Source organism: Paracoccus aminophilus JCM 7686 (assembly GCF_000444995.1).
In the GTDB taxonomy this organism is placed as follows: domain Bacteria; phylum Pseudomonadota; class Alphaproteobacteria; order Rhodobacterales; family Rhodobacteraceae; genus Paracoccus; species Paracoccus aminophilus.
The window spans coordinates 2,824,268-2,848,740 of sequence record NC_022041.1 but is presented as its reverse complement, the minus strand read 5'-3'; the positions used below and the strand labels follow the sequence as shown (position 1 = coordinate 2,848,740).

Sequence of the window (24,473 nt, the reverse complement as noted above, 5' to 3'; positions counted from 1 at the left end):
CCCGCTTTATTACCTAATTGATTTTCTAAAGAAATCGGCATCAACTTCGGCTGTTTTGGCACGGAACTCGGATCGGTCTGATCCGTTGAATTTTGTTCACCTGCTTTTCGCAACAAATGCAGATCGGAGAATTTCAATGCTCCAACCCATCTCAAGACGAATGTTTGTGTCAGGCGTCGCGCTGATTGCGGCGGCCCGGTTCACGGGCATCGGACTTCCGGGAGAGGCACGGGCGGCCCAAGCGGCGGATCTCGACGCGTTCATGGCGCTTTCCAAGACCCTGACCGAAAGCAGCGCGCTCGATGGCGGCATGGGCAACGCGGTCTATGAGGCCTGCCTTGACGCCGGCATGGGCGAGACGATCGGGAAGCTCGTCACCGATCCCGCCGACAAGGCCAGCGCAAAGGTCGCGAACCAGATCGTCGCGGCTTGGTATTCGGGCATGACCCCGGACGGCAAGGGCGTCACCGATTTCACCGAGGCTCTGGTCTGGAAGGCGCTGAGTTTCTCCAAACCCTGGGGAATGTGTGGCGGCGCATATGGCTATTGGGGCGATGCCCCGGCCGAGCAATAGGCGGAGGCACAGATGAGCGAAGATCTTATGGCCGATGTCGTCATCATCGGTTCGGGCGTCGCGGGCGCCTTGGTTGCAGCAGAGCTGGCCGCGGCCGGGGTCAAGGTCACGATCCTTGAAGCCGGGGCCGAGGTTGACCGCAGCGAGGCGGTCGAGACCTATTGGAACAACCCGATCAAGACCCCGGAATCGGCCTATCCGCTGACCCCCGAGGCGATGCATCCGGTGGTCTATGACCTTGACGGCTATTACCAGCAACAGGGGCCGGACAAGTTTTCCAGCAGCTATATCAAGGTGGTTGGCGGCACGACCTGGCATTGGCTGGGCACGGCCTTGCGCTTTGTGCCCAAGGATTTCAGCCTCAAGACCAGCTATGGCATCGGCGAGGATTGGCCCTTCGGCTATGACGCGCTGGCGAGCTTTTACGACAAGGCCGAAGCCGAGCTCGGCGTCTCGGGCGATGCCTCGGCCGATCTTGGATCGCCGCGCGACGGCGATTATCCGATGGCCCATATCGTGCAGACCTATCTCGACAAGGCCTTCATCAAGGCGCTCGAGGGCAGCGACTATCATGTCGCCGCCACGCCGCAGGCGCGCAACTCGGTTGACGGCGACCGCCCGGCCTGCTGCGGCAACAACAGCTGCATTCCGGTCTGTCCGATTCAGGCGAAATATGACGCGACCGTGCATCTCGACCGCGCCAAGGACAATGGCGCGCAGCTCCTTGAGAAAACCACCGCCACTTCGGTCGAGGTCGATGACAGCGGCAAGGTCGCGCGGGTGCATTTCACGCGCTGGGACGGCTCGACGGGGGCCATTTCGGGCAAGCTCTTCCTGCTCGCGGCCCATGCGATCGAAAGCCCGCGGCTCTTGCTGAATTCGGCCTCTGAGCGGATGCCGAAGGGCGTCGCGAACAGCTCCGATCAGGTCGGGCGCAATCTGATGGACCATCCCTCGCAGCTCTCTTGGGCGCTGTCGAAGGACGCGCTTTATCCCTATCGCGGCCCGCTTTCGACCTCGGGGATCGAGAATCTGCGCGATGGTGATTTCCGCAAGGATCGCGGCGCTTTCCGCATCGAGATCGGTAATGACGGCTGGTCCTGGCCCACGGGTGCGCCGATCACCACCGCGCAGGATCTGGCGATGCAGGGGCTGCGGGGCAAGGATCTCGACCGCGAGCTTAGCCGTCAGGCCGCGCGCCAGATCCGGCTGGCCTCGCTGGTCGAGCAATTGCCGCTGGCGGAAAACCGCATCGACCTCGACCCCGCCAAGAAGGACAAATATGGCGTGCCGCTGCCGCGCATCCATTTCCGGGTCGATGACTATACCCGCAACGGGATGGCCGAGGCGAAAAAGGCCCATCAGGCGATTTTCGAGCGTCTGGGCGTGACCGAGATCCATCATTCGGACGTGCCGCAGGGTGCGGGCCATATCATCGGCACATTGCGGGCTGGCAAGGACGCGAAAAGCTCGGTCGTCGATGCCGATCTGCGCAGCCATGACCATGCGAACCTCTTCGTCGCGGGCTCGGCGGTGTTTCCAAGCTCGGCCACGGCAAATCCGACGCTGACGATTGCCGCGCTGTCGCTGCGTCTGGCCGAGACGATGAAGGCCGCGCTCAAGGGCTAGGCCCCACCGGGTCGCGGGGCGATCCTGCGGCCCTTGGCTTTGGGCGCCGCGAAAAATGCACGGCTTTTTCGCGGTCCCCTTCTGGCGCGGCACCGGGTTTTTCCGGGCGTTCCGGGCGAAGCGCCGAGGCAAGACGGGCGCAAGCATGTGACATTGCGCAGGTTTTCGCGGCCAAGCACCGCCTCGGTCATGGACCGGGGCGGGCGGCTGATCTAACTTGGGTGGTGAACCGGCTGCCGGAGGGCGGTGGCCAATATTTAGAGCAAAGCCATGACATCGGTAAATCAAGTCACTCCCGTTCTGCTTTCCGGCGGCTCCGGCACCCGGCTTTGGCCCTTGTCGCGCAAATCCTACCCCAAGCAATTCGCGCCGATCATGGGCGAGCAATCGCTGTTCCAGCAGGCGGCGCTGCGCTTTGCCACGGGCTCGCCCACGCTTTCCTTCACCGCGCCGGTGATCGTGACCGGGGGCGATTTCCGCTTTGTCGTGACCGAGCAGCTCGCCGAAGCGGGGATCGATCCCGGCGCGATCCTGATCGAGCCCGAGCCCAAGAACACCGCGCCCGCGATTCTGGCGGCGGCGCTTTATCTGATGGCGCGCGATGCGGATGCCGTGATGCTGGTCGCGCCCTCGGATCATGTCATCCCCGATGCCGCCGCTTTCCGCGCGGCGGTCGAGCGTGGGCTGGGTGCCGTGGCCGAGGGGCGGCTTGTCACCTTCGGCATCACCCCCGACCGGCCCGAGACCGGCTATGGCTATCTCGAACTCGGCGCGACGCCCGGTGCGGATGAGGGGCCGGTGCCTCTGAGCCGCTTTGTCGAAAAGCCCGATCATGCGCAGGCCGTCGCGATGCTCGCCTCGGGGCGCTATCTGTGGAATGCCGGGATCTTTCTGGCGCGGGCGGCGGATCTGGTCGCGGCCTTCCGCGCCCATGCGCCCGATGTCGTGGCCCCGGTCGAGGCTGCGCTGATCGCGGCCAAGGTCGATCTGGGCTTTCTGCGCCTCGATCCTGCGGGATTTGCCCGCGCGCCCTCGAATTCGATCGACTATGCCGTGATGGAAAAGGCCGCGAACCTCTCGGTCGTGCCGTTCTCGGCAGGTTGGTCGGATCTGGGCGGCTGGGATGCGGTCTGGCGCGAGCAGGGCCCGGATGCCGCGGGCGTGGCCACCTTTGGCACCGCCGAGGCGATTGATTGCCACGACACGCTGCTGCGTTCGGAGGCCGAGTCGCAGGTGATCGTCGGCATCGGGCTGGAAAACATCATCGCCGTCGCCATGCCCGACGCGGTGCTGGTCGCGCATAAGGACCGCGCGCAAGAGGTCAAGATCGCGGTTGACCGGCTGAAGGCGCGCAAGGTGCGTCAGGCTGAAAGCCTTCTGCGCGATTAACGCCCTTGGGGCTGGTATGAGACTTTGGCGCTGGGGCCGCGCTTTCAGGTCAAGCGCATCGTCGTTCATCCCGGCGCGGCTTTGAGCCTGCAAAGCCACCATCACCGCGCCGAGCATTGGGTCGTGGTCGAGGGCACGGCGCGGGTCACAGTCAATGAAGACGTGCGGCTCGTGACCGAAAACCAGTCGGTCTATATCCCGCTCGGTGCGGTCCATCGCATGGAAAATCCGGGCAAAGTGCCGATGGTGCTGATCGAGGTCCAGACCGGCACCTATCTGGGCGAGGATGACATCATCCGCTACGAGGATGTCTATGCCCGGGGGCAGGGCGCCAAGGGCTGAGAGAGCAAGCCCCTGCCGCGCGGCATTCACGCAGCGGCGGCAGGGACACGCACCTAGTTGAAGCGGCTGACCAGCTTTTCCGCGCCATTGCCCAGTTCGGCGGGCACGCCGGCATTATCGACCAGCACATAGGTCGCCTTGTTGCGCCCGAAGATCGCAATCGCATTGCCGCGATATTCGAAAGCATGGGGCGCGGAGGGCGGGCGGTCCTCTTCCCGCGAGACCGAAAGCAGCATGACCTCGCCCATATCCGGCGTGTCGAGGATCAGCGCGACGCCCGGTCGCGTCGGCGTCGCCACCACCTGAGCCGCCCGGATCTTCCAGCCCGGTGGCAGATCGGGGATCGCAAGCCCCAGACGGGTGGCCAGCCGTTCGGCCTCGGGCTGGGTGGGCGTGGGGGCGAGATCGCGGCTGACCTCGACCGCCGCCATCGCATCCAGCGCGGCCTCGGCCATGCTTTGAAACTCGGATTGCGGATCCGGGTGCGTGGCTGACCACAGCATCTGCGCGCCCCAACCCAGCGCGAAGACCGCCGCCAGCGCGGCCAGAAACGGACGGCGCGAGGCGGGTTTCGGCGGGGGCGGTTCGAACCGCGCGGCGGCGGCGTGCAATGTCGCGCTGGGAGGGCTGTCGATCTCGCCAAGCGCCAGCCGCAGACCTTCGAGCACGCGCAGCTCGCCCATGACACGGGCGGCCTCTTTCGGCTCGCGTTCGAGATAGCTCGCGACCGCAAGGCGGCCTTCGCTGTCGAGCTGGCCGATCAGGAAAGCTTCGATCTCGATTTCCGAGGGGGGATCTGCGCGCAAGGTCAGCTTCCTCCCTCGATGACGGTGAGCGTTGGGCGGCCGGGCTGAACGCGGGGCTCGCCATCCTCGAACCGCTTGAGCGCGGCGCGGGCGCGGCCGACACGCGACATGATCGTCCCGGCGGGCACGGCGAGAAGCTCGGCCGCTTCGGCGATGGTCAGCCGCTCGACGCCGACCAGATGCAGCGCGCTGCGCTGCTCTTCGGGCAGGGCGAGAAAGGCGGTGCGCAACTGCGCGAGCCGTGCGGCTTCCTCGCCCGCTGAGGGGGCAAAGCCGGGATTGAGCCCGGCCCAATCGGCCTCACGCGCGCGCAGGCTTTGGTCCGAGCGTTTCATATCGATGAAATGGTTGTGCAGGATCGACATGAGCCACAGCCGCAGATTGCCGCCCTCGCGAAACTGCGCGCGCCGCTCATAGGCGCGCAGCAAGGCGCCCTGCACGAGATCGTCGGCATCGCTGGCCTGACGCGTCAGCACGCGGGCGTAACGGCGCATTGGCTCGAGATGCGGTTCGATCTTCACGCGAAACCTCCCGGATTCATGGCTGGCTTTCGGCCTCTGCCGTCGCTGCCGTTCTACTCCGATTCTCCTCGTCGAGCGAGCGCAGGTTCTGCTCGCGGATGCGCGCTGCCGCATCGTCATAAAGAAACGGCAGGAAGGCAAAGCGGCGCCCGCGTGTCACCCGGCTGACCTGATGGAGCAGCGAGCAGGAAAACACCACCGCGCCCCCGGGCGGCGCCTTGAAACCGCGCTGGCCATATTCGGGGAAAGACACCTCCCCGCCGTCGAAATCATCGTTGAGATTGATCGAGACGGCAAAGCGGCGATGCGCGGTGCCCGAGGTCGTATTGTCGCGATGGGCCGAGAAATGGCCGCCATCTTCGGCCGCGTAACACGAGACGATATAGCGCTCCATCCGGGTGGCGTGGAAGGCATGGACCTTGGCAATCTCGGGGATGACGCGGCGCAGGAAGCGCTGCTGGATCGCGGTGATGAGATCGCGGTCGGTGATGTCGTAATCCTTGCGGCGCTTGAACTTGTGATCCATCACCCCGACCGTGCGTCCATCGACCTGCCGCATGAAGCCGGTTTCCGTGCCGCCATGGGTGTCGTAGAGGCTGACGAGATGGGCGCAGAGCTCGGGCTCGAACACGCGCGGCAGGAAGAGAATCGGCGCCTGCAGAGCGCGTCCGGCGAAGAGATCGGGCGGGGGCAGGCGCGAGATCAGATCAATCAGCCGCGCCGTATCCGAGCCATCCGGCGCGAAGGGAATATTGGCCAGAATCCGCATGGTCGGGTCGATCACCACCCAGCTTTGCCGGATCTTCGACCAGCCATGGGCCGGATTGTGATCGGCGGGCAGCGCGCGATAAAGCGAGGCGATCCGGCAATCCTGATCCCAGAAGACGCGAAAGCCGGGCGTGCGGTCCTGAATGCGGCCCAGAGCCTCGTCCTCGGGATCCTGCGACACGGCGAAGACGGCGGCATGGCGGTCTTCGAAAAGGTCGGGCCGGGCGAGAATGGCGGCAAGGCCACGCGCCGCTCGCGGATCAGAGGCGCTGCCGATGAAGCCCAGAACCAGATAGCGCCCCGCGACCGTGTCGAAGTTGAAGCGCGGATTGAAGTTGGTGCGCTGTTGGAAATAGGGCGCGGCATCGCCCGGAGAGGGCAGAGCCATCAGCGGCGGATAGGGCGGGCGCGCGGCAGCGGCGAGGGGGGCGGGCGCGTCTGGGGCGGCGGCGTTCTGTCGCTCTGAGGTCTGGTCAGACTGGGGCCTGTCAGACTGGGGCCTGTCGGGCTGGCGCTCGTCGGACCGGGGCCTGTCGGACGAAGGGTCTGGCGAGCGGTTTGGGGTCACGGTCACGGGAAAGGGCCTCTGAAACGGAACAATCTTTCGTATACGGAGCCGCGGCGCATCTTCATCCCGAAGCCGCGCGATTTTTTCCCAGCGACGGGATTGCGGTTTCGGCGATGGTGGGAACCGGTCTCGCCCCGCTCCGGTTAGGGTGGTGACCCTCGCCGCAAGGAGCCCGCCGCCATGACAGCCGAACCCCAGCCTATCGAGGGAAATCTGACCCGCGCTTCGATCTTTCTCGTCCTGACGGTCCATGACGGCGATGCGAGCCTGACCACGCTGCGCGCGCTGCTCGCCGATGTGCCAGCGCTGGTCCGCGCCGTGGGGTTTCGCAGCTTCGCCGCCGATCTCAGCTGTGTCGTGGGGCTAGGCTCGGATCTGTGGGACAGGCTCTTTCCCGGCCTGCCGCGCCCGAAAGGGCTGCATCCCTTCAAGGAAATCAATGGCGTGCATCAAGCGCCCTCGACGCCCGGAGATGTGCTCTTTCACATCCGTGCCGAAAGCCCGGGCTATTGCTTCGAGCTTGCCTCGCTTCTGATGGGGCGGCTGTCAGAGGTGAGCGATATTGCCGATGAAACCCATGGGTTCAAATATTTCGACAACCGCGACCTCCTTGGCTTTGTCGACGGCACGGAAAATCCCAATGGCCGCGACCGCACCGCCGCCGCGATCATCGCGGATCAAGAGCCCGATTTTACGGGCGGCAGCTATGTGATCGTGCAGAAATACCTGCATGATGTCGCGAAATGGAATGCGATCCCGACCGAGCGGCAAGAGGGCATCATTGGCCGCTTCAAGCTCTCAGATGTCGAGATGCCGGACGCGCAGAAGCCGAGCTTTGCCCATAATGTGCTGACCACGATCACCGAGAACGGCGTCGAGGTCGATATCTTGCGCGACAACATGCCCTTCGGCTCAGTCAAGAATGGCGACAATGGCACCTATTTCATCGGCTATGCCTGCGATGTCACCCGAACCGAGCGGATGCTTGACCGCATGTTCATCGGCGAGCCGCCCGGAAACTATGACCGGCTGCTTGATGTCTCGACGCCGGTGACGGGCTCGCTTTTCTTCGTGCCGAGCGCCGATTTTCTGGCGGATCTGCCCCAGCCTGCGGGCGCGGCAGAGACCGCCGAACCGCAAGCGACGGAACCGCCCACAACCGAACCGCCCGCCCCCGAGGGGCAAGCTGACGGTTCGCTGGGGCTGGGCTCGCTGAAACGGGACCACTGAACTGGCTCATTGAAAGGGGATCAGAGATGAACAACCTCCACCGCGAGCTTGCGCCAATCAGCCTTGAGGCCTGGGCGCAGATCGACGCCGAGGCCAAGCGCACCTTGAAACGCTATCTCGGCGCGCGCCGGGTGGTCGATGTGCATGGGCCGAAAGGGCTCGATTTCTCGGCTGTCGGCACCGGCCATATCAAGGCGATCCCGGAGCTGGTGCCGGGCGTGCACAGCCGCCAACGCGTCGTCGATCCGCTGGTCGAATTCCGCATCCCCTTCGATCTGACCCGTGCTGCCATTGACGATGTCGCGCGAGGGTCGGAGGATTCGGATTGGCAGCCGCTCAAGGATGCCGCGCGCAAGATTGCTTTGGCCGAGGATCGGCTGGTTTTCGAGGGCTATGCGAAAGCCGGGATCAACGGCATCCTGCCGCAAAGCAGCAATCCGGTGCTGACGCTGCCCGCCAAGGTCGGCGAATATCCCGAGATCGTGTCGCGCGCGCTCAATGAGCTGCGACTGGCGGGGGTCAATGGCCCCTATGGGCTCGTCTTGGGCACCAAGCCGTTCGAAAAGGCGCGGGGCGGCGATGACGAGGGCTATCCGGTCATCAAACATCTGGAAGAACTGCTCGACCGTCCAATCGTCTGGAGCGAGGGGATCGAGGGTGGCGCTTTGGTGACGCTGCGCGGCGGCGATTTCGACCTCTATCTCGGTCAGGATCTCTCGATCGGCTATCAAAGCCACACGAATGAGATGGTGACGCTTTACCTTTACGAGACGCTGACCTTCCAGATGCAGACGACCGAGGCGGTCGTGGTCCTGCGCGCGCGCGGCGCCTAGGGCCTGGGGTTGGATGCGCGGGCCTGTCGCCCGCGCATCGCATGTTGATCAGGCCCGTCTTAAGCTCGTTTCAGACCGAGCACCTGCCACAGGACTAGCGCGGCCAGCGTCGATGTGCCGATGCCGCCAAGCGCGAATTGGCCGATGTTCACGGTGAAGTCGCCCGCACCGAAAATCAGCGCGACGCCAACGGTGAAGAGCGTGCGCGGCTCGGAGAAATCGACCTTGTTCACGACCCAGATCCGCGCCATCGCCGAGGCAATCAGCCCGAAGACCGAGATCGCGAGACCGGCCAGAACCGCGCCCGGAATGGTCTGCAAGATCATGCCGAACTTCGGCGACATGCCCAGAATGATGGCGAAGCAGGCGGCGATGACGAAGATCAGGGTCGAATAGACCTTGGTCATGGCCATGACGCCGATATTCTCGGCATAGGTGGTGACGCCCGTGCCGCCATTCGCGCCCGAAACCATGGTTGCAAGCCCGTCGGCAAAGAAGCCCCGGCCGATATAGCCGTCCATATTCTGGCCGGTGATCGAACCCAGAGCTTTGATATGGCCGAGGTTTTCGGCGACCAGAACGATGGCGACCGGCGCGATCAGCGAGATCGCGGTCCACTGGAACTCGGGGCGCACGAAAGCGGGCATGCCGAACCAGGCGGCGTCGCGCACCGGGGTGAAGTCGATCGCGGGGACGAGGCCGAAGCCGTTGCCGAGGATCAGGACGAGGACATAGCCGACGAGGATCGCGGCCAGAACCGCAATGCGGCGGGTGGCGCGCGGGCCATAGGTCGAGATCAGCGCCATGCAGAGCACCGTCAAAAGCGCGATGCTCATATGCGAGGCGGTGCCCTTGAGCTGGCTGACCGCGACTGGCGCAAGGTTCAGACCGATCGCGACGCCAATCGCGCCGGTGACGGCGGGGGGCATCAGCTTCTCGACCCAGCCGGTGCCGACCGCCATGACGATCAGCCCGATGAGCGCATAGAGCGCGCCCGCCGCGACGATGCCGCCAAGAGCGACCGCGATATTTGGATTGGGGCCTGAGCCCGCATAGCCGGTCGCGGCCAACACCACCGCGATAAAGGCGAAGGACGAGCCAAGATAGCTCGGCACCCGGCCTCCGGTCAGGATGAAGAAAAGAAGCGTGCCGATCCCCGAAAAGAAGACCGCGACATTGGGATCAAATCCCATGATGAGCGGCGCGACAATCGTCGAGCCGGACATGGCCAGCAGGTGCTGGATGCCCATGGGAAGCGCGGCTCCCCAAGGCAGGCGTTCATCGGGCAGGACCGTCGCATTCGCGGTCAGCCGCCAGTTCGGGAAAAATCCCATTCGTCCCTCGCAGATCTGTTCTGAGCTTCAGCCTTCTAAGGGAAGCGGGCCGTCCTTTGCCAGAGCGATCAAAGGCGGGTGCGAAAAGGGCAGGTCCCATGCCAGTGGCGCGCTCGGCATGGGTATTTGGATGATGAAGAAAACGCAGGGTCGCGCTTAGTTCTCGGCGGTTTCATTGGGCGCTGTCGCGCTGCCAGAGGCGGTGGCTGAGGCGAAGGCGCGGTCGCGCGGGCTTTGCATCTGCTGGTCCTCGATCAGGACGCGGGCGACGGTTTCGGCATGGGCGGTGATTTCGGGAATGCCCATGAGTTCGCCAATATGGCCGCGCGCCAGCGGGCCGGCGACCAAAAGCCGGTCGCTGGTCTGCCCGTCGGATGCCACGGCACGGCAGCTCCGCGCGACATGGAGGCCGAGGCCGAGGGGGTCGGGCTCGATCAGGCCTGCCTCGGCCAGCGAGGCGAGGAGCGGCGAGGCTTTGATGATGCTGTCATGGGCCGGACCGGTGGTCAGGATGACCGCATCGAAGTGGCTTTCCGTGGTCTCGGCGCTGCCGCGCGCGCGCCAGGTGACGGTGATGCCATCGGGGCTGGCTTCGGCCTTTTGGAGATGGGCCGCGATGTAGCGCAGGTGCGAGGTTTCCATCAGCCGGGTGAGCACGGCCTCGGGTTGTGGAGCGATGCGGAAGCGGTGGATGTCCCACCAGATGCGGAGGCGCTTGACGAGGCGCGCGCGCTCGGATTGCGGCAAAGCGGCCCAGATCGCCGCCCCCTGAACCCGGACGCGGTCGATGGTGGCTTGCCAGGGCAGGCCCGCCTTGGCGTCGAGCGCCACGGCGGCACGAATGCGTTGCAGGAGCGCCAGCGCCGTGCGGGCCGGGTTTTCGGCGAAATCGGCGGGGCTTTCGGCGTTGCGGATCGTGGCATGGCCGCGCGAGCGCAGGCCGTTGCGCGACAGCGCTGTGATCTCGCCCTGAAAGCCCTGGGCGTCGAGGCTGGAGATCACATCTGCCGAGGTGAGGCCCGAGCCGATGATGAGGATTTTGCGCGCGCTGCGGGCAAGCTCGGCGATGCGGGCGGGGTCGGAGGGATCGGCGATCAGGCGGGGATTGGCTTCGAGCGCGCGGAAGGCACCGGGAATTCCGGGCTTCGGGTGGCTGGTTGCGATGACCACGCGGTCGGCGAGCAGGGTCTGGCCGGTGTCTAGCGTGAGGCGCATTCGATCGGCCCGCGGCGTCGCTGCGATTGCGCTGCCCTGCAAATGCGAGACGCGCCCATCGGCGAGATAGGGCGCGAGCATGGCCTCGGCATAGCGCCCGACGAGCGCACGTTCGGCGAAGATCCGGCCGTCGGGACATCGGCTTTCGGGGCTGATTTCGAGGCCGGATTGTTCGAGCCAGGCCTGAAACTGCCCGGGCGCGGCGCAGTCCATCGTGATGCGCACCGCGGGCACGTTGATGCGGTGATTTGGGTCGGGTGTCGAATAGGCGAGGCCCTGGCCAAGCGCAGCGCGCGGCTCGATGACGACGATCCTGGCGGTGTCGAGCGACAGGCCGCGCGCAAGATGAAGCGCGACCGAGGCACCGGTGAAGCCACCGCCGATGATGGCGATGACCTTGGGCTGGGAAACGGCGAGCGGGAACATGGCGGGCCTCAGGCGCGGAGGGGTTCAGGCTGAGACACAGCCTCGGCCTTGACCGGAATATAGGGTGCAAACTGGCCGATTGCACGGTCGAGGCGGGCGAGGGCGTCCGGCGAGACGAGGCGACCCTCGGCGAAATCGCTCGACGATGCGTAAAGGCCGGTGGCCAGCGTGCGGGCCTCGAAGAAGCCGAAAAGCGGGCGGAGCTGGTGCTCGATCACCAAGGCATGGCGATGCCCGCCGCCGGTCGCGGCCAGAAGAATCGGCTTGTCCTGGAGCGCCGCGGGCTCAAGGAGGTCGATCACATGTTTGAAAAGGCCGGTGAAGCTGCCTTTGAAAACCGGGCTTGCGACGATCAGCGCATCGGCAGTCCTCAGCGCCTCGAGATGGCGCTGGGTGCGCTCGGTCGGCTTTTCGATATGGCTGAGGGCTGCGAAGTCTTCGCCGAGATCGGTCAGGTCGAAGACATGGGCCGAACCGCCGAATCGGGCGGTGGCGCGCTCGGCGGCCTGATCGACAAGCGCGCGGGTCTTGGACGGGGCGCTCCAGGAACCGGCAAAGCCGACAAAGCGAAATCCTGACATGACTATTCCTTAATAACGATAATTCTCATCGTGAATATGGAATATGCCTGCGGGCCTTCGGGGGCCATGCTAAAATCCCACAACGAGAGAGAAGATTATTCTCTGGTGCCGATTGTCTTTGGAATGGCGCGAAAGATCAAATCCCCTTTTAATCGAGTTGTTGGGTCGTGATTAAGCAATTCCGCTCGACACGACCGCAGATGATCAGGAGGACAAGATGCCCAGTCGTTATGAAGCTCGCGATTTCGCCTATGCTGTGACGCCGGTTTATTACGGCGTCGTCTATCCCGAAGAGGTTTGGTGCAGCAGCTATCCCCGCCACAGCCGCCGTTCTTCGGAGCAAAGCATGTGGTCGCGGTTGACGGGTTGGTTTGCACGCAGCAAGGCGTAATGGCTTTGGCGTTCAGCCCTGTGGAGCGGGGGCGGCCGGAAGATAGCCCGCAAGAGCGAGCAGTTCTTCACCGCCCCGCCACAACATATTGAGCGCGACATAGACGATAATCGCCAAGCCAAGATAGGCGATCCAGCGGTGCCGGTTCAGCAGGCCCGCGATGAAATTGGCCGCAAGCCCCATCAGCGCGATCGAAAAGATCAGTCCGATTACCAGAACGGTCGGATGCTCGCGCGCGGCGCCTGCCACCGCCAGCACATTGTCGAGCGACATCGACACATCGGCAATCACGATCTGCAGTGCGGCCTGACCGAAGGTTTTGACCTTGGCCGGGCGGGTCGCATCTTCGTCCGTCCCATGGGCGTCGGGGGTGGCGCGCAGCTCGAGCCACATCTTCCAGCACACCCAGCAGAGCAGCAGCCCGCCCGCAAAGATCACGCCCGGAATGCCGAGCACCCAGGTCGCGATCAGCGCGAGCCCGATGCGCAGCACGGTCGCGGCGAGGATCCCGACCAGAATGGCACGGGCACGCAACTCGGCGGGCAGACCGGCGGCGGCAAGGCCGATCACCACCGCATTGTCTCCGGCGAGGACAAGGTCGATGCCGATGACTTCGACCAGCGCGGTCAGCCCGCTTGCGGTAAAGATTTCCATGAATGCTTCCGCCCGTCTGTCTTGTCTGTTCCGCGCGATGCAGCGTCTTGAACCTGCGCGCTCTGGCCCGATTGGTCTGCGCCAATCACGCGACGAGTTCAAGAACAGCTCGGCGTCCCGCCGCAGAGAAAGCGCGACCGTTGCCAAGGCGCATGGGGCTGGCCGTCGGGGCTGGACGGCGCGAGGTCAGAAGGAGGAGCAGCTCGTCATATTGCCCCATTTGTAATATTGGCACTGGGTCGTTCGCGGCTGATAGATCGCCTGTTGCGCCTGCAACTGGCGCTGCCAATTCGCCGTCCGCGCGGCATTGGCCTGATCTTCCGCCGCCTGCGCGATCCGGTTCGCATTCGCCTGAGCGATCTGGTTCTGGTTTTGCAGCGCCAGCATCTCGAAATTGCGGCAGTGTTCGACCTTCACCTGCTCATTGGCGAACTTGCGCTGGCTTGCGGCGACATCGGTCGGGCTGGCGCGACGGGCGAGATTGGTTTCGACCTGATTGATCAGCGCGACCGAGGCGGCCTCATTGCGCAGCCGCCCCTGCTGAAAACAGGTCCGGCCAATCTTCTGAGCCACCACCGAGCTTTCAACCTCTGCGGGGGTCAGCATCACGGGCTGGGTTGGGCCGCAGGAGGCCAGAATGCCAAGTAAGAACAGACTAACGAGCACGGAGAGTTTCATCTAAGGGCCTCGAACCAAGTAAAAACACGTTGATTTTCCTTGGTTATACCCGTGAGTCAACTCTCCGTGATCGTTTGCGGGCCGCTATCTGAGAAGAAGGTTACCGGGGTCTGAATGCACCGTCAGCCGCGGGCTGGGCGATATTCTTGCGCAACCACACCGCGCAATTCCTCTGGGACGGCATCGGCTGCGGCAAGGTCAACGACCAGCAAGGCCTCGCCGCGCGCACCGGCCTGCGCCAAGGGCTCGCCATCCGGCCCGGCGATCAGCGAGCGCCCGCCAAAGCTCAGCCCGTTTTCGCTGCCGCAGAGATTGGCATAGGCGACGGTCGCGTTGTTTTCATGCGCGCGGGCGGGCACGAGGCGGTTCTGGACATGCTCGAACCCGGTCGGATTGGCGGTCGGGACAAGGATCAGCCGCGCCCCGGCCTGCGCGAGAGCGGCGGCATGGCCGGGGAATTCGATGTCATAGCAGATCAGCATGGCGGCGCGGCGGCCCTCGATCTCGAACACCGGGCACAGCTGATCGCCGCGCGCGAAACTCGCGCTCTCCATCGGGCCGAAAAGCTGGATCTTGCGGTAATGCGCCAGAATCGCGCCATCCGGGCCGATGGCCGTCGCGGCATTATAGACGGCGGCGGGCTCGGCCGCGCCCGCGCGCTCGGCCCAGCCAAGGCAGATGCCGCAGCCGGTTTCGCGCGCCAGATCGCGCAGGCGCGTGATCCATTCCCCGTCCAGAGGCTGCGCCAAAGCCGCGTGCAGATCGGGGCGGTTATAGCCCGGCAGAACCAGCTCGGGCGCGACCAGCAGTTTTGCCCCCGCAGCCGCCGCTGCCCGCAACTGACTGCAAACTGCCGAGAAAACCGCCTCGATCCGGCCATTTGTCGGCGCGGTCTGCCAGAGTGCCAACTTCACTTTTTGCCCCTCTCATGCCCATACTAGCCCGGCAAGTTTAGCCATTTTCCAGCCTCCAAAGAAAGCCCGGCGCGCCATGAGCGAACAGAAACCCGTCACCGCCTTCGGTCCCGATTTCCCCTTCGCCTATGACGACTGGCTGAAACATCCCGCCGGGCTCGGCGCGATTCCCAAGGCGCATCACGGGCAGGAAATCGCGGTGATCGGGGCAGGGGCTTCGGGGATTATCGCGGGATATGAGCTGATGAAGCTGGGTCTGCGCCCGATCATCTACGAATCCGGCAAGTTCGGCGGCCGCCTGCGCTCCGAGATTTTCGAGGGCACCGAGGATGTGATTGCCGAGCTGGGCGGGATGCGCTTTCCGGTCTCGTCGCATGGCTTTTACCACTATGTCGATCTGGTCGGCCTTGAGAGCCGCCCCTTCCCGAACCCGCTGACCGAGGCGGCAGGCTCGACTGTGATCGACCTCGAGGGCGACACGCATTTCGCCAAGACGCTCGACGATCTGCCGAAGCTCTACCACGAGGTCGCGGTGGCCTATCGCGCGGCGCTTGAGGAGCACGCCGATTTCGCCAATCTGATGCAGGCCGTGCGCGACCGCGATGTGGCGCGGCTGAAAGCGATCTGGGACCCGATTGTCGAGAAATGGGACGAGCGCACCTTTTACGATTTCGTCGTGTCCTCGAAAGCCTTCCAGAACCTCAGCTTCCGGCACCGCGAGGTTTTTGGCCAAGTCGGTTTCGGCACCGGCGGCTGGGACAGCGATTTCCCGAATTCGATGCTGGAGATCCTGCGCGTCAACCTGCTCGAGCTCGACGACCACCAGCGCTATATCGTCGGCGGCGTCGAAAACGTGCTGCACCGGCTTTGGCGCCAGCCCGCCGCTTGCGCCCATTGGCCCGAGGGCACGACCTTGGCGAGCCTCAACGGCGGGGCGACGCTCGGGCGGGCGGTCAAGATCGCGCGCAATGGCGAGGGCGGCTTTACCGTTACCGATCAATGGGACAATCCCCGCAGCTATGCCGCCGTCCTCGTGACCTGCCAGAGCCATCTGCTGACAACCTCGGTCGCGGTCGATGAAGAGATCTTTGACCAGAAGCTCTGGATGGCCTTGGACCGCACGCGCTATATGCAGGCGGCGAAAACCTTCGTCATGGTCGATCGCCCGTTCTGGAAGGACATTGATCCGGCAACCGGCCGCCCGGTTTTGTCGATGACGCTGACCGACCGGCTGACGCGCGGCACCTATTTCTTCGACAATGGCCCGGACAAGCCCTCGGTCATCTGCCTGAGCTATTCCTGGATGACCGATGCGCTGAAGGTGCTGCCTCTGTCTTGCGAAAAGCGGGTTGAGTTGGCGTTGTCCGCGCTTGGCCGCGTCTATCCCGGGGTCGATATCCGCAGCCATATTCGCGGCAATCCGATCTGCGTGAGCTGGGAGGCGGACGAGAACTTCCTTGGCGCGTTCAAGGGCGCTTTGCCCGGCCATTACCGCTACAATCACCGCATGTATGGCCATTTCATGCAGGCCGACATGCCGGCCTCGCAGCGCGGCATCTTCCTTGCCGGCGACGGGATCAGCTGGACGCCGGCTTGGGTCGAGGGCGCGGTTCAGACGGCGCTGAACGCGGTCTGGGGCGTCATGGCGCATCTGGGCGGCGCAAGCCACGCCGAGAACCCCGGTCCGGGCGAGCTGTGGGCCGAGCTTGGCCCGGTCGCCTTGCCGGAATAAGCGGCAGATGCGGCAGGGCTGGGTCCGAGGACCGGCCCCTTCGCTTTACTTAATCCGCGCCGCCGTATTCGGCGTCGCTCACCAGTTCGAGCCAGGTGACAGGGGTGCCATCGACGATTTCCTGCAGCGCGATATGCGTCATGGCCTGATCCGGCGCCGCGCCATGCCAGTGGCGCTCGCCTGCCGGAAACCAGACGACATCGCCCACCGCGATGTCCTCGATCGGGCCGCCCTCGCGTTGGACCCAGCCTTGGCCTTCGGTCACCAGCAGCGTTTGGCCTGCGGGATGGGTGTGCCAAGCGGTGCGCGCGCCGGGGGCGAAGCTGACGCTTGCGCTGGCGACGCGACCCGGCGCCTCGGCCGTGAAGATCGGCGTGATCGTGACTTGACCGGTGAAGTAATCGGCCGGGCCGGGGCCTGATTGCCGCGCCTCTGCCTTGATGATCTTCATCGCATTCTCCTTCCATGGAAAAGGGCCTTGCCCTCAGAGATAGCGCGCCGCAGGCTGGATTGCACCTGAGCGACCGGGCGCGCGCTCACTTTCGCCGGAGCATCGGGCCGGGGCCGGGAACCGGTTTGCAGTGGCGCTTGTTCCGTCGCGCTGGCTGGTGGTCGAAGCGGTTGCTCGGGAGGCGGATGGCCTCGCGCCGAGTTGGGCAATCCGGGCGCATACACCGGTCGGCGAAACGTGACGGCTCAACCGTGACGGACAAGAAACGGACGGGCAAAAGGGGCGGCATATGCAGGCAATCTCGACGATCCTGATCATGCTTGTGGCGGTGGTCATCAGCGGCGTGATCGTGCGGATGCCCCGGCTGTCGCTGCCGCTTCCCTTGATCCAGATCGCACTTGGCGCCGGGCTCGCCTCGGTCACCGATTTCGGCGTGCGGCTGGAGCCAGATGTGTTCTTCCTGCTCTTCCTGCCGCCGCTTCTCTTCCTCGACGGCTGGCGGATGCCGAAGGAGGGCTTTTTCCGCAACAAGGCGACGATCCTTGAATTGGCCTTCGGACTGGTCTTTTTCACGGTCTTCGGGGTCGGCTATTTCATCCATTGGATGATCCCCTCGATGCCCTTGCCGGTCGCTTTTGCCTTGGCGGCGATCATTTCGCCGACCGATCCGGTCGCGGTCTCGTCGATTGCGGGCAGGCTCGGCATCCCCAAGCGGCTGATGCATATCCTTGAGGGCGAGGCGCTCTTCAATGATGCGTCGGGCCTTGTCTGTATGCGCTTTGCCGTGGTCGCGGCGCTGACCGGCGTCTTTTCGCCCGCCGAGGCGGCGGTGAGCTTTCTGTGGATGGTTGTGGGCGGCATCCTCAGCGGCGTGCTCGTGACGCTTGGGGTCGGCATCGCCAAGGGCTGGGTCAGCCGCCGCTTCGGCGAAGAGACCGGATCCGAGATCCTGATCAGCCTGCTCATTCCCTTCTCGGCCTATCTGCTGGCCGAAGAAATCGGCGCCTCGGGCATTCTTGCGGCGGTCTCGGCAGGGATGACGATGGGCTTTTCCGAGTTGCGCGGGCAGGATCTCGCCTCGACCCGGGTGCAGCGCGCCGTGGTCTGGGATGCGATCCAGTTCACGCTCAACGGGCTGATGTTCGTTCTGCTGGGCGAGCAGCTGCCCCATATCGTGCGCCGTGCCATCGGGGTCGTCGGCGAGACCGGGCACACCGATCCGGTCTGGTTGCTGATCTATGTGCTGGCGATCACGCTTGCTCTGGGTGTGCTACGCTATCTCTGGGTCTGGGTATCGCTGAAGCTGACCATCTTCCGGATGGGGCAACGACGCGCCGGGCAAAAGACCAACCGTCCGAGCCGTCGCCTGATCATGGCGACCTCGCTCGCCGGGGTGCGGGGCGCGGTCACTTTGGCCGGTATCCTGACCTTGCCCTTCACGCTCAATGACGGCACGCCCTTTCCGGCGCGCGATCTGGCGATCTGTCTGGCGGCGGGGGTGATCATCCTCTCGCTGATCTTGGCCAGCATCGGCCTGCCGTTCGTCCTCAAGGGGCTGCAACTGCCGCCTGAACCCCATCACGCCCGCGAAGAGGATCATGCCCGCATCGCCGCAGCCGAGGCGGCTTTGCGCGCGATCGAGGCGCGCGAACATGTCCTGAGCACGATCAGCGAGGAGCCCGATATCTGGGCGGCAGCGGCGGCTCATGTCATGGATCGCTACCGCCAGCGCATTGACGCGCTCGACGGCGAGGATGATGCCGAAACCGGCGCGCCCAATCTCAACCGCAGGCAATTCGCGATCGAGCTTGATCTGTGGAAGACCGGGCTCAATGCCGAGCGGCAAGAGATCTACCGCTTCGCCCGTGGTCGTCAGTTGCCCGGCGAAACCGTGAACAAGCTGGTGCGCGAAATCGACCTGATGGAAACACGACTGAACGAGGCGGTTTAAACACCGCCACGCCTTGCGCCAACCCGACCGACCGCCCAGATTGGCAAGGTCTTATGCAGGAGATCCGTGATGGAAAAGCGTGCCCTTGGCTCTACCGGGCTTTCGATCGCGCCGCTGGTATTTGGCGGCAATGTCTTTGGCTGGACCGCAGATGAGAAGACCAGTTTCGATCTGCTCGACGCCTTTGTCGACCATGGTTTCAATGCGATTGATACCGCCGATGTCTACTCCTCCTGGGTGCCGGGCCATCAGGGCGGTGAATCTGAAACCGTGATTGGGCGCTGGCTGAAGGCGCGGCCGGGAATGCGCGAGAAGGTGGTGATCTTCACCAAGGTTGGCTCTGATCTTGGCCGTCCCGGTCAAAAGGGGCTGTCCTCGCGCTGGATCGCCGAGGCGGTCGAGGGCTCGCTCAAACGGCTGGGCATCGACGAGATCGACCTTTACTTCTCGCATTGGCCCGACCCCGAGGCGCCCCATGAGGACACGCTTGCGGGCTATCAAAAGCTGCTCGAGGTGGGCAAGATCCGCGCGATTGGGGCCTCGAATTTCAGCGCGGCCCAGCTTGGCGCGGCGCTTGAAGTGGCGGCCAAGACCGGCTTGCCGCGCTATCAGGTGCTGCAGCCCGAATATAACCTCTACAGCCGCGACACTTTCGAGGGGCCGCTGCGCGATCTTTGCCTGCGCGAAAACATTGGCGTGGTGAACTATTACGGGCTGGCTGCGGGCTTTCTGACCGGGAAATACCGTCAGGCGAGCGATGTCGCGGGCTCGTCTCGGGCCAGCCGGATCGAGACCTATCTGAACCCGCGCGGCACCGCGATCCTCGCCGCGCTCGATCAGGTCGCGGCCGGCCATGATGCCAAGCCCGCCGAGATCGCGCTCGCTTGGCTGATGGCCCAGAAGGGCGTGACCGCGCCGATTGCCAGCGCGACCTCGGTGGCGCAATTCGAGAGCCTTGCGAAATCGGCAAGCCTGCGGCTTGGCGCCGAGGATCTGGCCCTGCTCGACAGTGCGAGCGCCGAGGTCAGCGCCGTCTGATCAGAGATCGCCCAAAATGAGCTGCCGCCCTGCGGGACGCGGCGGCTCATCGATCTGTTCGGTCGGCTGAGTCAGACGGCCATAGCGAGTCGCCGCAGCCGGGCCAATCGCCGCGAAAACGCTGCTCAGAAGCAGGTTCAGCGCGATCGCCATCGGCGCGGGCGAGCTCCAGCGCGCGGTCGGGTGGCTGGGCGCTTGCAGCACCAGCTCGGTATAATCATAGGCCCAGTTCGAACGGCGGTCGGTGACGATGATCAGCGGGATCGCCTGCGCGCGCACGCGCTCGGCCAGATGGGCGGCCTTGCGCGGATTTTCCGACGTGTCGACGATCACCAGGCAATGATTGCGCCCCGACATGTCGAGAATTTCGGGATAAAGGCCGCAGCCCTTTTCGACGAACCGGGCCTGCGGGCGCATCAGCTGCAACCGCGTCGCGAAATCCAGCGCCATGCCTTTGACATAGCTGAAGCCGACGATATTGACGAATTCCGACCGGGCGAGCAGATCGGTGCAATAGCCCCAACGCGGCAGAGCGGTCAGCTTATAGACCTCGGAGATCGCGCTGACCTCGTCCTGAAAGCCCTGCTCGAGCTCTTCGTTTTGCAGGTTCTGGACATTCAGGCGACGGGCGAGATCCTCGACATCGGCCCCCTCGCGCGGCTCGGCGCTTTTGAGCGCCTCTTTGACATCCTTGAGATTGGAATAACCCAGCTGGCGAATGAAGCGGATCACCGTCATCTCGCTCAGCTCGACGGCGGCGGCGATCGAGGCGCCGGTCTCATAGGGCAGGTTGCGCCAGTTGTCGCGCAGATAGGCCGCGATCATCCGCCCAGAGCGCGACCAGCCCATATCCTCTCCGCCCAAGCCGCGGTCCAAGATCCGCGTCAGATCACCTGCACTCGATGCGTCAGACAGGGCAGCCTCCTGGAATTCACTGCGGAAAAGGGTGGGAGGGCACCTCCGGGTGCCCATCCTAATCTCTTACACAGCGGCCCGTGCGCTCGCAACAAAACGCAAGATGGCGGCCAGCGGTTGAGCGGATTTCCGTCACTTCCCGCGCAGCGTCTGCGCCTCGCCGTGCTGCGGTGGCGAAGTTGTCATTTCGCAGGCGCAGAGGAAAGCTTGAACGTTTGGCCAAAATTTCTTGACAAGATCCTTAACCGGCGGCTCAGATGCCCGAAATTTGAGAGGAGAGATCATGCAAACCCGGATCACCGAGCTGCTCGGAACGCGCTACCCGATCATTCAGGGGGGGATGCAATGGGTCGGACGGGCCGAGCTGGCCTCGGCCGTCTCGAATGCCGGGGCTTTTGGCATCCTGACCGCGCTGACCCAGCCCGATCCCGAGGCGCTGGCCCGCGAAATCGCCCGTTGCCGCGAGATGACCGACCAGCCGTTCGGCGTGAACCTGACCATCCTGCCGACCGCGAGCCCGCCGCCCTATGCCGAATATCTGGAAGCGGCGCTTGAGGGCGGGGTGAAGGTGATCGAGACGGCGGGCCGCAGCCCGGCGGAATTCATCGCCCGCGCCCATGAAAAAGGCGCGAAGATCATTCACAAATGCACGGCGGTCCGCCATGCGCTGTCAGCCGAGCGCGCGGGGGTCGATGCGATCTCGATCGACGGCTTCGAGGCGGCGGGCCATCCCGGCGAGGATGATATCGGCGGGCTCGTGCTCTTTGCTGCCGCCGCGCGCGCGGTGAAAGTGCCGCTGGTCGCCTCGGGTGGTATTGCCGATGGGCGCGCGATGGCAGCGGCGATGATGCTGGGGGCCGAGGGCATCAATATGGGCACGCGCTTTTGCGCCACGCGCGAGGCGCCGATTCATGACAGCATCAAGGCCGCGCTGGTCTCGGCCAATGAGCGCGACACCAACCTGATTTTCCGCACCCTGCGCAACACCGGTCGCGTGCTGAAGAATGCGGTCTCCGATGAGGTGATCTCGATCGAGCGGCGCGAAGGTGGTTGCGAATTCAATGACATCCACCATCTCGTCGCGGGCGCACGCGGGCGCGAGGCTTTGGAGCAGGGCGAGGTTGATGCGGGTCTGGTCTGGGCCAGCCAATGCATCGGCCTGATCGACGACATCCCAAGCGCCGCCGAGCTGATCGAGCGGATCGTTGCCGATTGCCGCGCCGCGATCACGCGCGCTCAGGCGGCCTTCGCACCCGTCTGAGTACTGACCTGAGCGGCAGCGCTGCTGACGAAGATGACAGAAAGCCCCCTTTCCGGGGGCTTTCCTTTTCGCAAGATCACCCTTCGACGATCAGCGCATCGACCGCCACGACATGACCCGGATAGACCATAAGCGGGTTCACATCGATCTCGCTCAGGCTGTCGCCATGGGCCTCGGCATAGGCGGCGACCGCCATGACGGCCTCGACAATCGGCGCGAGCGCGGCCTTGGGGCGTCCGCGGAACCCATCCAGAAGCGCGAAGGATTTGAGCCCGGTCAGCGCGGCCTCGACCTCGGCGCGGGTCACCGGCAGCAAGAGCGGTTTGGCATCGGCCATCAGTTCGACCAGAATCCCGCCCGCGCCGATGACCAGCACCATGCCGAACAGGGGATCGCGCTTGGCGCCGATGATCAGCTCGGCCAGAGGCGCGGGCTGCATCGGTTCTAGGAGGAAGCGCTCGGGCGTGATGCGGGGATCATGGGCGGTAACGCGCTGCACCATGGTTTCCGCCGCCGCGACCACATCGGCGCGTGTGGCGAGGTTCAACGCGACGCCCCCGGCCTCGGTCTTGTGGGGCAGGCGGTCGTCGAGCACCTTGAGGACGAAGCGTCCCCCCAGATCGTCTGGCAAGTCCGCAAGCTCGGCCAGCGTCAGGATGCGACCGGCGGGCACCGGCAGGCCATGGGCGGCAAGCCGCGCCTTGGCCTCGCCTTCGTTGACCGTGCGGGCGGGCGCGGCCAGCAAGGGCAGCCGCGCGGGGGGCAGGGGGTGCTCGGCCCGCCGCGCCAGATAGCGCGTCCAGCGCCCCAGCACTTCGGCCGCATCATGGAGCCCCTGCAGCGGCGTCACGCCGATCTCGGTCATCCAATCTCGCACCGGCTCGGGGATCGATTCCGGATTGACCGAGGCCATGAAGACCGGCTTGCCGCTGGCCTTGCCCGCCGCATGAAGGGCGCGGATCATCGCGAGGATCGGCTCGCCGCTGTCCTCGCCGACCTTGGGATGGGGGTGATCCATGATCATCACACCGAAATCGACCTCGCCGGTCAGCATCTCGGTGAAGATCGGGGTCAGCAGCGCCTCATTGCCCCAATAGCCAGCGGTGAAATCGAGCGGGTTCGAGACCTGCGCATAATCGGGCAGCAAGGCGGCAATCGCGGCGGTCTGCGCGGGCGTCGGCGGCGGCAGGGTGAAGCCTGCGAAGGACAGGAAATCGGCGGCCAGACCATTGTCGCCGCCCGAGCTGGAAAAGGCCGCGGCGCGCAGGCCCTTGATCTCGGGCGCGGCTGAGGCGAGTTTCAGAAGCTCGAGAAATTGCGGCACGGTCTCGGCACTCATCACGTTCAGCCGCGAAAACAGTGCGTCGTAATATTCGTTCTGCCCGGCGAGCGAGGAGGTATGGCTGGCGGCCATCGCCGCGCCCAGCTCGGACCGGCCCGAGCGGCAGACGATCACCGGCTTGCCCTTGGCACTGGCACGCAGGCAGGATTGCGCGAATGCCGGGACGTCGCGAATGCCTTCGAGAAAGAGCCCGATCGCGGTCACATGGGGATCATCGGCGAGATGGTCGATATAGTCCTCAAAGCCCAGAACCGCCTGATTTCCCGCTGAAATCAGATAGGAAAATGGCACGGCGCGCTGGTTCGCGCTCAGATGGATCGCGACATTGCCGCTTTGGGCAATCACCGCCGCGCCGCGCCCGCTCGTCAGCGGCTGATAGCCCGAGGGCCACATCGAGCCTGCATTGACGTAGTTCACGAGCCCGTAGCAGTTCGGCCCGACCACTGCCATCTCGCCAGAGGCCGCGATCAGGGCGCGGTTGCGCGCGGCCCCGGCCTCGCCGAGCTCCGAAAAGCCCGAAGCATAGGCGATGACCCCGCCCGCGCCCTTTTCTGCCAGCTCGTGCAGGGCGGCGATGGTCGCATCGGCGTTGATGCCCAGATAGACCGCATCGGGCGCGACCGGCACTTCGGCAATGCTGCGCAAACAGGGATGGCCGCCGATCTCGGCGCGTTTTGGGTTCACGACATAGATCTCGCCCGCATAGCCATGGCGTTTGAGATTGCGCAAAGCGCCCTCGACCTGCGCGCCGCCGATCAAGAGGATATGGCGGGGCGCCAGCAGGCGGCCAAGATTGGCGCGGCGTGCGGCAGAGAGCCCGGAAGCCGAGATGTCCGAGGTGGGGGCGGGATGGTTCGGTGCGGTCATGGGGATACCCTGAACTGAATGGTCCGAGGCCCATCGGCGGGCACCGGCAAGAGAAAAGGCAGT

21 protein-coding genes and 1 pseudogene are annotated in these 24,473 nt (G+C 64.7%); 10 read left to right on the top strand and 12 right to left on the bottom strand.

All coding sequences use genetic code 11. From position 1 onward, the window contains the following. Positions 1-160 precede the first annotated feature (160 nt). The 3 genes and pseudogenes from JCM7686_RS23545 (at position 161) to JCM7686_RS13885 (ending at position 3,934) form a co-directional block, all read left to right on the top strand. A complete protein-coding gene (locus JCM7686_RS23545) occupies positions 161-574 on the top strand; it encodes a sugar dehydrogenase complex small subunit (RefSeq protein ID WP_051201575.1) in 414 nt (137 codons plus the stop codon). A 12-nt stretch (positions 575-586) separates the two neighbouring features. Continuing rightward, on the top strand, positions 587-2,203 hold the full coding sequence (locus tag JCM7686_RS13890; RefSeq protein ID WP_020951447.1) for a GMC family oxidoreductase: 1,617 nt from the start codon (positions 587-589) through the stop codon (positions 2,201-2,203). 270 nt (positions 2,204-2,473) lie between these two features. Continuing rightward, positions 2,474-3,934, top strand: a pseudogene (locus JCM7686_RS13885) (mannose-1-phosphate guanylyltransferase/mannose-6-phosphate isomerase). Between the two features lie 53 nt (positions 3,935-3,987). On the opposite strand, the gene JCM7686_RS13880 reads toward JCM7686_RS13885, so the two are convergent. From JCM7686_RS13880 to JCM7686_RS13870, 3 genes are read right to left on the bottom strand one after another with little or no spacing between them, the layout of a single operon-like run. Further along, positions 3,988-4,740 (bottom strand): anti-sigma factor, encoded by a 753-nt coding sequence (locus JCM7686_RS13880; protein ID WP_020951443.1) that lies wholly within the window; start codon positions 4,738-4,740, stop codon positions 3,988-3,990. Between the two features lie 2 nt (positions 4,741-4,742). Continuing rightward, on the bottom strand, positions 4,743-5,261 hold the full coding sequence (locus JCM7686_RS13875) for a sigma-70 family RNA polymerase sigma factor (RefSeq protein ID WP_020951442.1): 519 nt from the start codon (positions 5,259-5,261) through the stop codon (positions 4,743-4,745). Between the two features lie 16 nt (positions 5,262-5,277). Beyond that, entirely contained in the window at positions 5,278-6,417 is a 1,140-nt protein-coding gene (locus JCM7686_RS13870; RefSeq protein ID WP_020951441.1) for a 2OG-Fe(II) oxygenase, read from the bottom strand. A 360-nt stretch (positions 6,418-6,777) separates the two neighbouring features. Here JCM7686_RS13870 and JCM7686_RS13865 point away from each other — a divergent pair, with 360 nt between their 5' ends. Next, entirely contained in the window at positions 6,778-7,827 is a 1,050-nt protein-coding gene (locus tag JCM7686_RS13865; protein WP_020951440.1) for a Dyp-type peroxidase, read from the top strand. A 26-nt stretch (positions 7,828-7,853) separates the two neighbouring features. Beyond that, positions 7,854-8,660, top strand: a complete 807-nt coding sequence (locus tag JCM7686_RS13860; protein WP_020951439.1) for a family 1 encapsulin nanocompartment shell protein — start codon at positions 7,854-7,856, stop codon at positions 8,658-8,660. Positions 8,661-8,719: 59 nt separating this feature from the next. Here the strand turns inward: JCM7686_RS13860 and JCM7686_RS13855 are convergent, their stop codons facing one another. From JCM7686_RS13855 to JCM7686_RS13845, 3 genes are all read right to left on the bottom strand, one after another. Further along, positions 8,720-9,994 (bottom strand): solute carrier family 23 protein, encoded by a 1,275-nt coding sequence (locus JCM7686_RS13855; RefSeq protein ID WP_020951438.1) that lies wholly within the window; start codon positions 9,992-9,994, stop codon positions 8,720-8,722. 156 nt (positions 9,995-10,150) lie between these two features. Next, positions 10,151-11,635, bottom strand: a complete 1,485-nt coding sequence (locus JCM7686_RS13850; RefSeq protein WP_020951437.1) for an FAD/NAD(P)-binding protein — start codon at positions 11,633-11,635, stop codon at positions 10,151-10,153. Positions 11,636-11,643: 8 nt separating this feature from the next. Further along, entirely contained in the window at positions 11,644-12,216 is a 573-nt protein-coding gene (locus JCM7686_RS13845) for an NAD(P)H-dependent oxidoreductase (protein ID WP_020951436.1), read from the bottom strand. Positions 12,217-12,433: 217 nt separating this feature from the next. On the opposite strand from JCM7686_RS13845, the gene JCM7686_RS24740 reads away from it, so the two are divergent. Further along, positions 12,434-12,607, top strand: coding sequence for a hypothetical protein (locus JCM7686_RS24740; RefSeq protein WP_158442368.1), 174 nt, complete (start codon positions 12,434-12,436; stop codon positions 12,605-12,607). A 12-nt stretch (positions 12,608-12,619) separates the two neighbouring features. On the opposite strand, the gene JCM7686_RS13840 is transcribed toward JCM7686_RS24740, so the two are convergent. The 3 genes from JCM7686_RS13840 to JCM7686_RS13830 form a co-directional block, all read right to left on the bottom strand. Continuing rightward, positions 12,620-13,261 (bottom strand): TerC family protein, encoded by a 642-nt coding sequence (locus JCM7686_RS13840; protein WP_020951435.1) that lies wholly within the window; start codon positions 13,259-13,261, stop codon positions 12,620-12,622. A gap of 186 nt (positions 13,262-13,447) precedes the next feature. Continuing rightward, positions 13,448-13,867, bottom strand: coding sequence for a hypothetical protein (locus JCM7686_RS13835; protein WP_148292630.1), 420 nt, complete (start codon positions 13,865-13,867; stop codon positions 13,448-13,450). Positions 13,868-14,061: 194 nt separating this feature from the next. After that, a complete protein-coding gene (locus JCM7686_RS13830; RefSeq protein WP_020951433.1) occupies positions 14,062-14,853 on the bottom strand; it encodes a nitrilase-related carbon-nitrogen hydrolase in 792 nt (263 codons plus the stop codon). 76 nt (positions 14,854-14,929) lie between these two features. Between JCM7686_RS13830 and JCM7686_RS13825 the strand changes: the two genes are divergently transcribed. Then, the gene (locus tag JCM7686_RS13825; protein WP_020951432.1) at positions 14,930-16,585 is read left to right on the top strand and encodes a flavin monoamine oxidase family protein; all 1,656 of its coding nucleotides are present in this window, start codon (positions 14,930-14,932) and stop codon (positions 16,583-16,585) included. A 49-nt stretch (positions 16,586-16,634) separates the two neighbouring features. Here the strand turns inward: JCM7686_RS13825 and JCM7686_RS13820 are convergent, their stop codons facing one another. Further along, the gene (locus JCM7686_RS13820) at positions 16,635-17,036 is read right to left on the bottom strand and encodes a (R)-mandelonitrile lyase (RefSeq protein WP_020951431.1); all 402 of its coding nucleotides are present in this window, start codon (positions 17,034-17,036) and stop codon (positions 16,635-16,637) included. A gap of 289 nt (positions 17,037-17,325) precedes the next feature. Between JCM7686_RS13820 and JCM7686_RS13815 the strand changes: the two genes are divergently transcribed. Together JCM7686_RS13815 and JCM7686_RS13810 are read left to right on the top strand one after the other, a co-directional pair. Then, positions 17,326-18,987 (top strand): Na+/H+ antiporter, encoded by a 1,662-nt coding sequence (locus tag JCM7686_RS13815; protein WP_020951430.1) that lies wholly within the window; start codon positions 17,326-17,328, stop codon positions 18,985-18,987. 69 nt (positions 18,988-19,056) lie between these two features. Further along, positions 19,057-20,025 (top strand): aldo/keto reductase, encoded by a 969-nt coding sequence (locus JCM7686_RS13810; RefSeq protein ID WP_020951429.1) that lies wholly within the window; start codon positions 19,057-19,059, stop codon positions 20,023-20,025. Here JCM7686_RS13810 and JCM7686_RS13805 read toward each other — a convergent pair whose 3' ends face one another. Further along, positions 20,026-20,874: a MurR/RpiR family transcriptional regulator gene (locus JCM7686_RS13805; protein ID WP_041527370.1), complete on the bottom strand. Its 849-nt coding sequence runs from the start codon at positions 20,872-20,874 to the stop codon at positions 20,026-20,028. It lies immediately after the preceding gene. A gap of 349 nt (positions 20,875-21,223) precedes the next feature. Here JCM7686_RS13805 and JCM7686_RS13800 point away from each other — a divergent pair, with 349 nt between their 5' ends. Beyond that, on the top strand, positions 21,224-22,201 hold the full coding sequence (locus JCM7686_RS13800; protein WP_020951427.1) for an NAD(P)H-dependent flavin oxidoreductase: 978 nt from the start codon (positions 21,224-21,226) through the stop codon (positions 22,199-22,201). Between the two features lie 76 nt (positions 22,202-22,277). On the opposite strand, the gene JCM7686_RS13795 is transcribed toward JCM7686_RS13800, so the two are convergent. Next, positions 22,278-24,410 carry an acetate--CoA ligase family protein gene (locus JCM7686_RS13795; protein ID WP_020951426.1) on the bottom strand — a complete coding sequence of 711 codons (2,133 nt, stop codon included), beginning with the start codon at positions 24,408-24,410 and terminating at the stop codon, positions 22,278-22,280. Positions 24,411-24,473: the final 63 nt, after the last annotated feature.

Coding starts and splice junctions, on each gene's coding strand:
- JCM7686_RS13810 (WP_020951429.1), top strand. CDS start 19,057: ATGGAAAAGCGTGCCCTTGGCTCTACCGGGCTTTCGATCGCGCCGCTG.
- JCM7686_RS13865 (WP_020951440.1), top strand. CDS start 6,778: ATGACAGCCGAACCCCAGCCTATCGAGGGAAATCTGACCCGCGCTTCG.
- JCM7686_RS13835 (WP_148292630.1), bottom strand. CDS start 13,867: ATGCTGACCCCCGCAGAGGTTGAAAGCTCGGTGGTGGCTCAGAAGATT.
- JCM7686_RS13870 (WP_020951441.1), bottom strand. CDS start 6,417: ATGGCTCTGCCCTCTCCGGGCGATGCCGCGCCCTATTTCCAACAGCGC.
- JCM7686_RS13795 (WP_020951426.1), bottom strand. CDS start 24,410: ATGACCGCACCGAACCATCCCGCCCCCACCTCGGACATCTCGGCTTCC.
- JCM7686_RS13890 (WP_020951447.1), top strand. CDS start 587: ATGAGCGAAGATCTTATGGCCGATGTCGTCATCATCGGTTCGGGCGTC.
- JCM7686_RS13815 (WP_020951430.1), top strand. CDS start 17,326: ATGCAGGCAATCTCGACGATCCTGATCATGCTTGTGGCGGTGGTCATC.
- JCM7686_RS13840 (WP_020951435.1), bottom strand. CDS start 13,261: ATGGAAATCTTTACCGCAAGCGGGCTGACCGCGCTGGTCGAAGTCATC.
- JCM7686_RS13825 (WP_020951432.1), top strand. CDS start 14,930: ATGAGCGAACAGAAACCCGTCACCGCCTTCGGTCCCGATTTCCCCTTC.
- JCM7686_RS13845 (WP_020951436.1), bottom strand. CDS start 12,216: ATGTCAGGATTTCGCTTTGTCGGCTTTGCCGGTTCCTGGAGCGCCCCG.
- JCM7686_RS13855 (WP_020951438.1), bottom strand. CDS start 9,994: ATGGGATTTTTCCCGAACTGGCGGCTGACCGCGAATGCGACGGTCCTG.
- JCM7686_RS13805 (WP_041527370.1), bottom strand. CDS start 20,874: ATGGGCTGGTCGCGCTCTGGGCGGATGATCGCGGCCTATCTGCGCGAC.
- JCM7686_RS23545 (WP_051201575.1), top strand. CDS start 161: ATGTTTGTGTCAGGCGTCGCGCTGATTGCGGCGGCCCGGTTCACGGGC.
- JCM7686_RS13820 (WP_020951431.1), bottom strand. CDS start 17,036: ATGAAGATCATCAAGGCAGAGGCGCGGCAATCAGGCCCCGGCCCGGCC.
- JCM7686_RS13860 (WP_020951439.1), top strand. CDS start 7,854: ATGAACAACCTCCACCGCGAGCTTGCGCCAATCAGCCTTGAGGCCTGG.
- JCM7686_RS13850 (WP_020951437.1), bottom strand. CDS start 11,635: ATGTTCCCGCTCGCCGTTTCCCAGCCCAAGGTCATCGCCATCATCGGC.
- JCM7686_RS24740 (WP_158442368.1), top strand. CDS start 12,434: ATGCCCAGTCGTTATGAAGCTCGCGATTTCGCCTATGCTGTGACGCCG.
- JCM7686_RS13800 (WP_020951427.1), top strand. CDS start 21,224: ATGCAAACCCGGATCACCGAGCTGCTCGGAACGCGCTACCCGATCATT.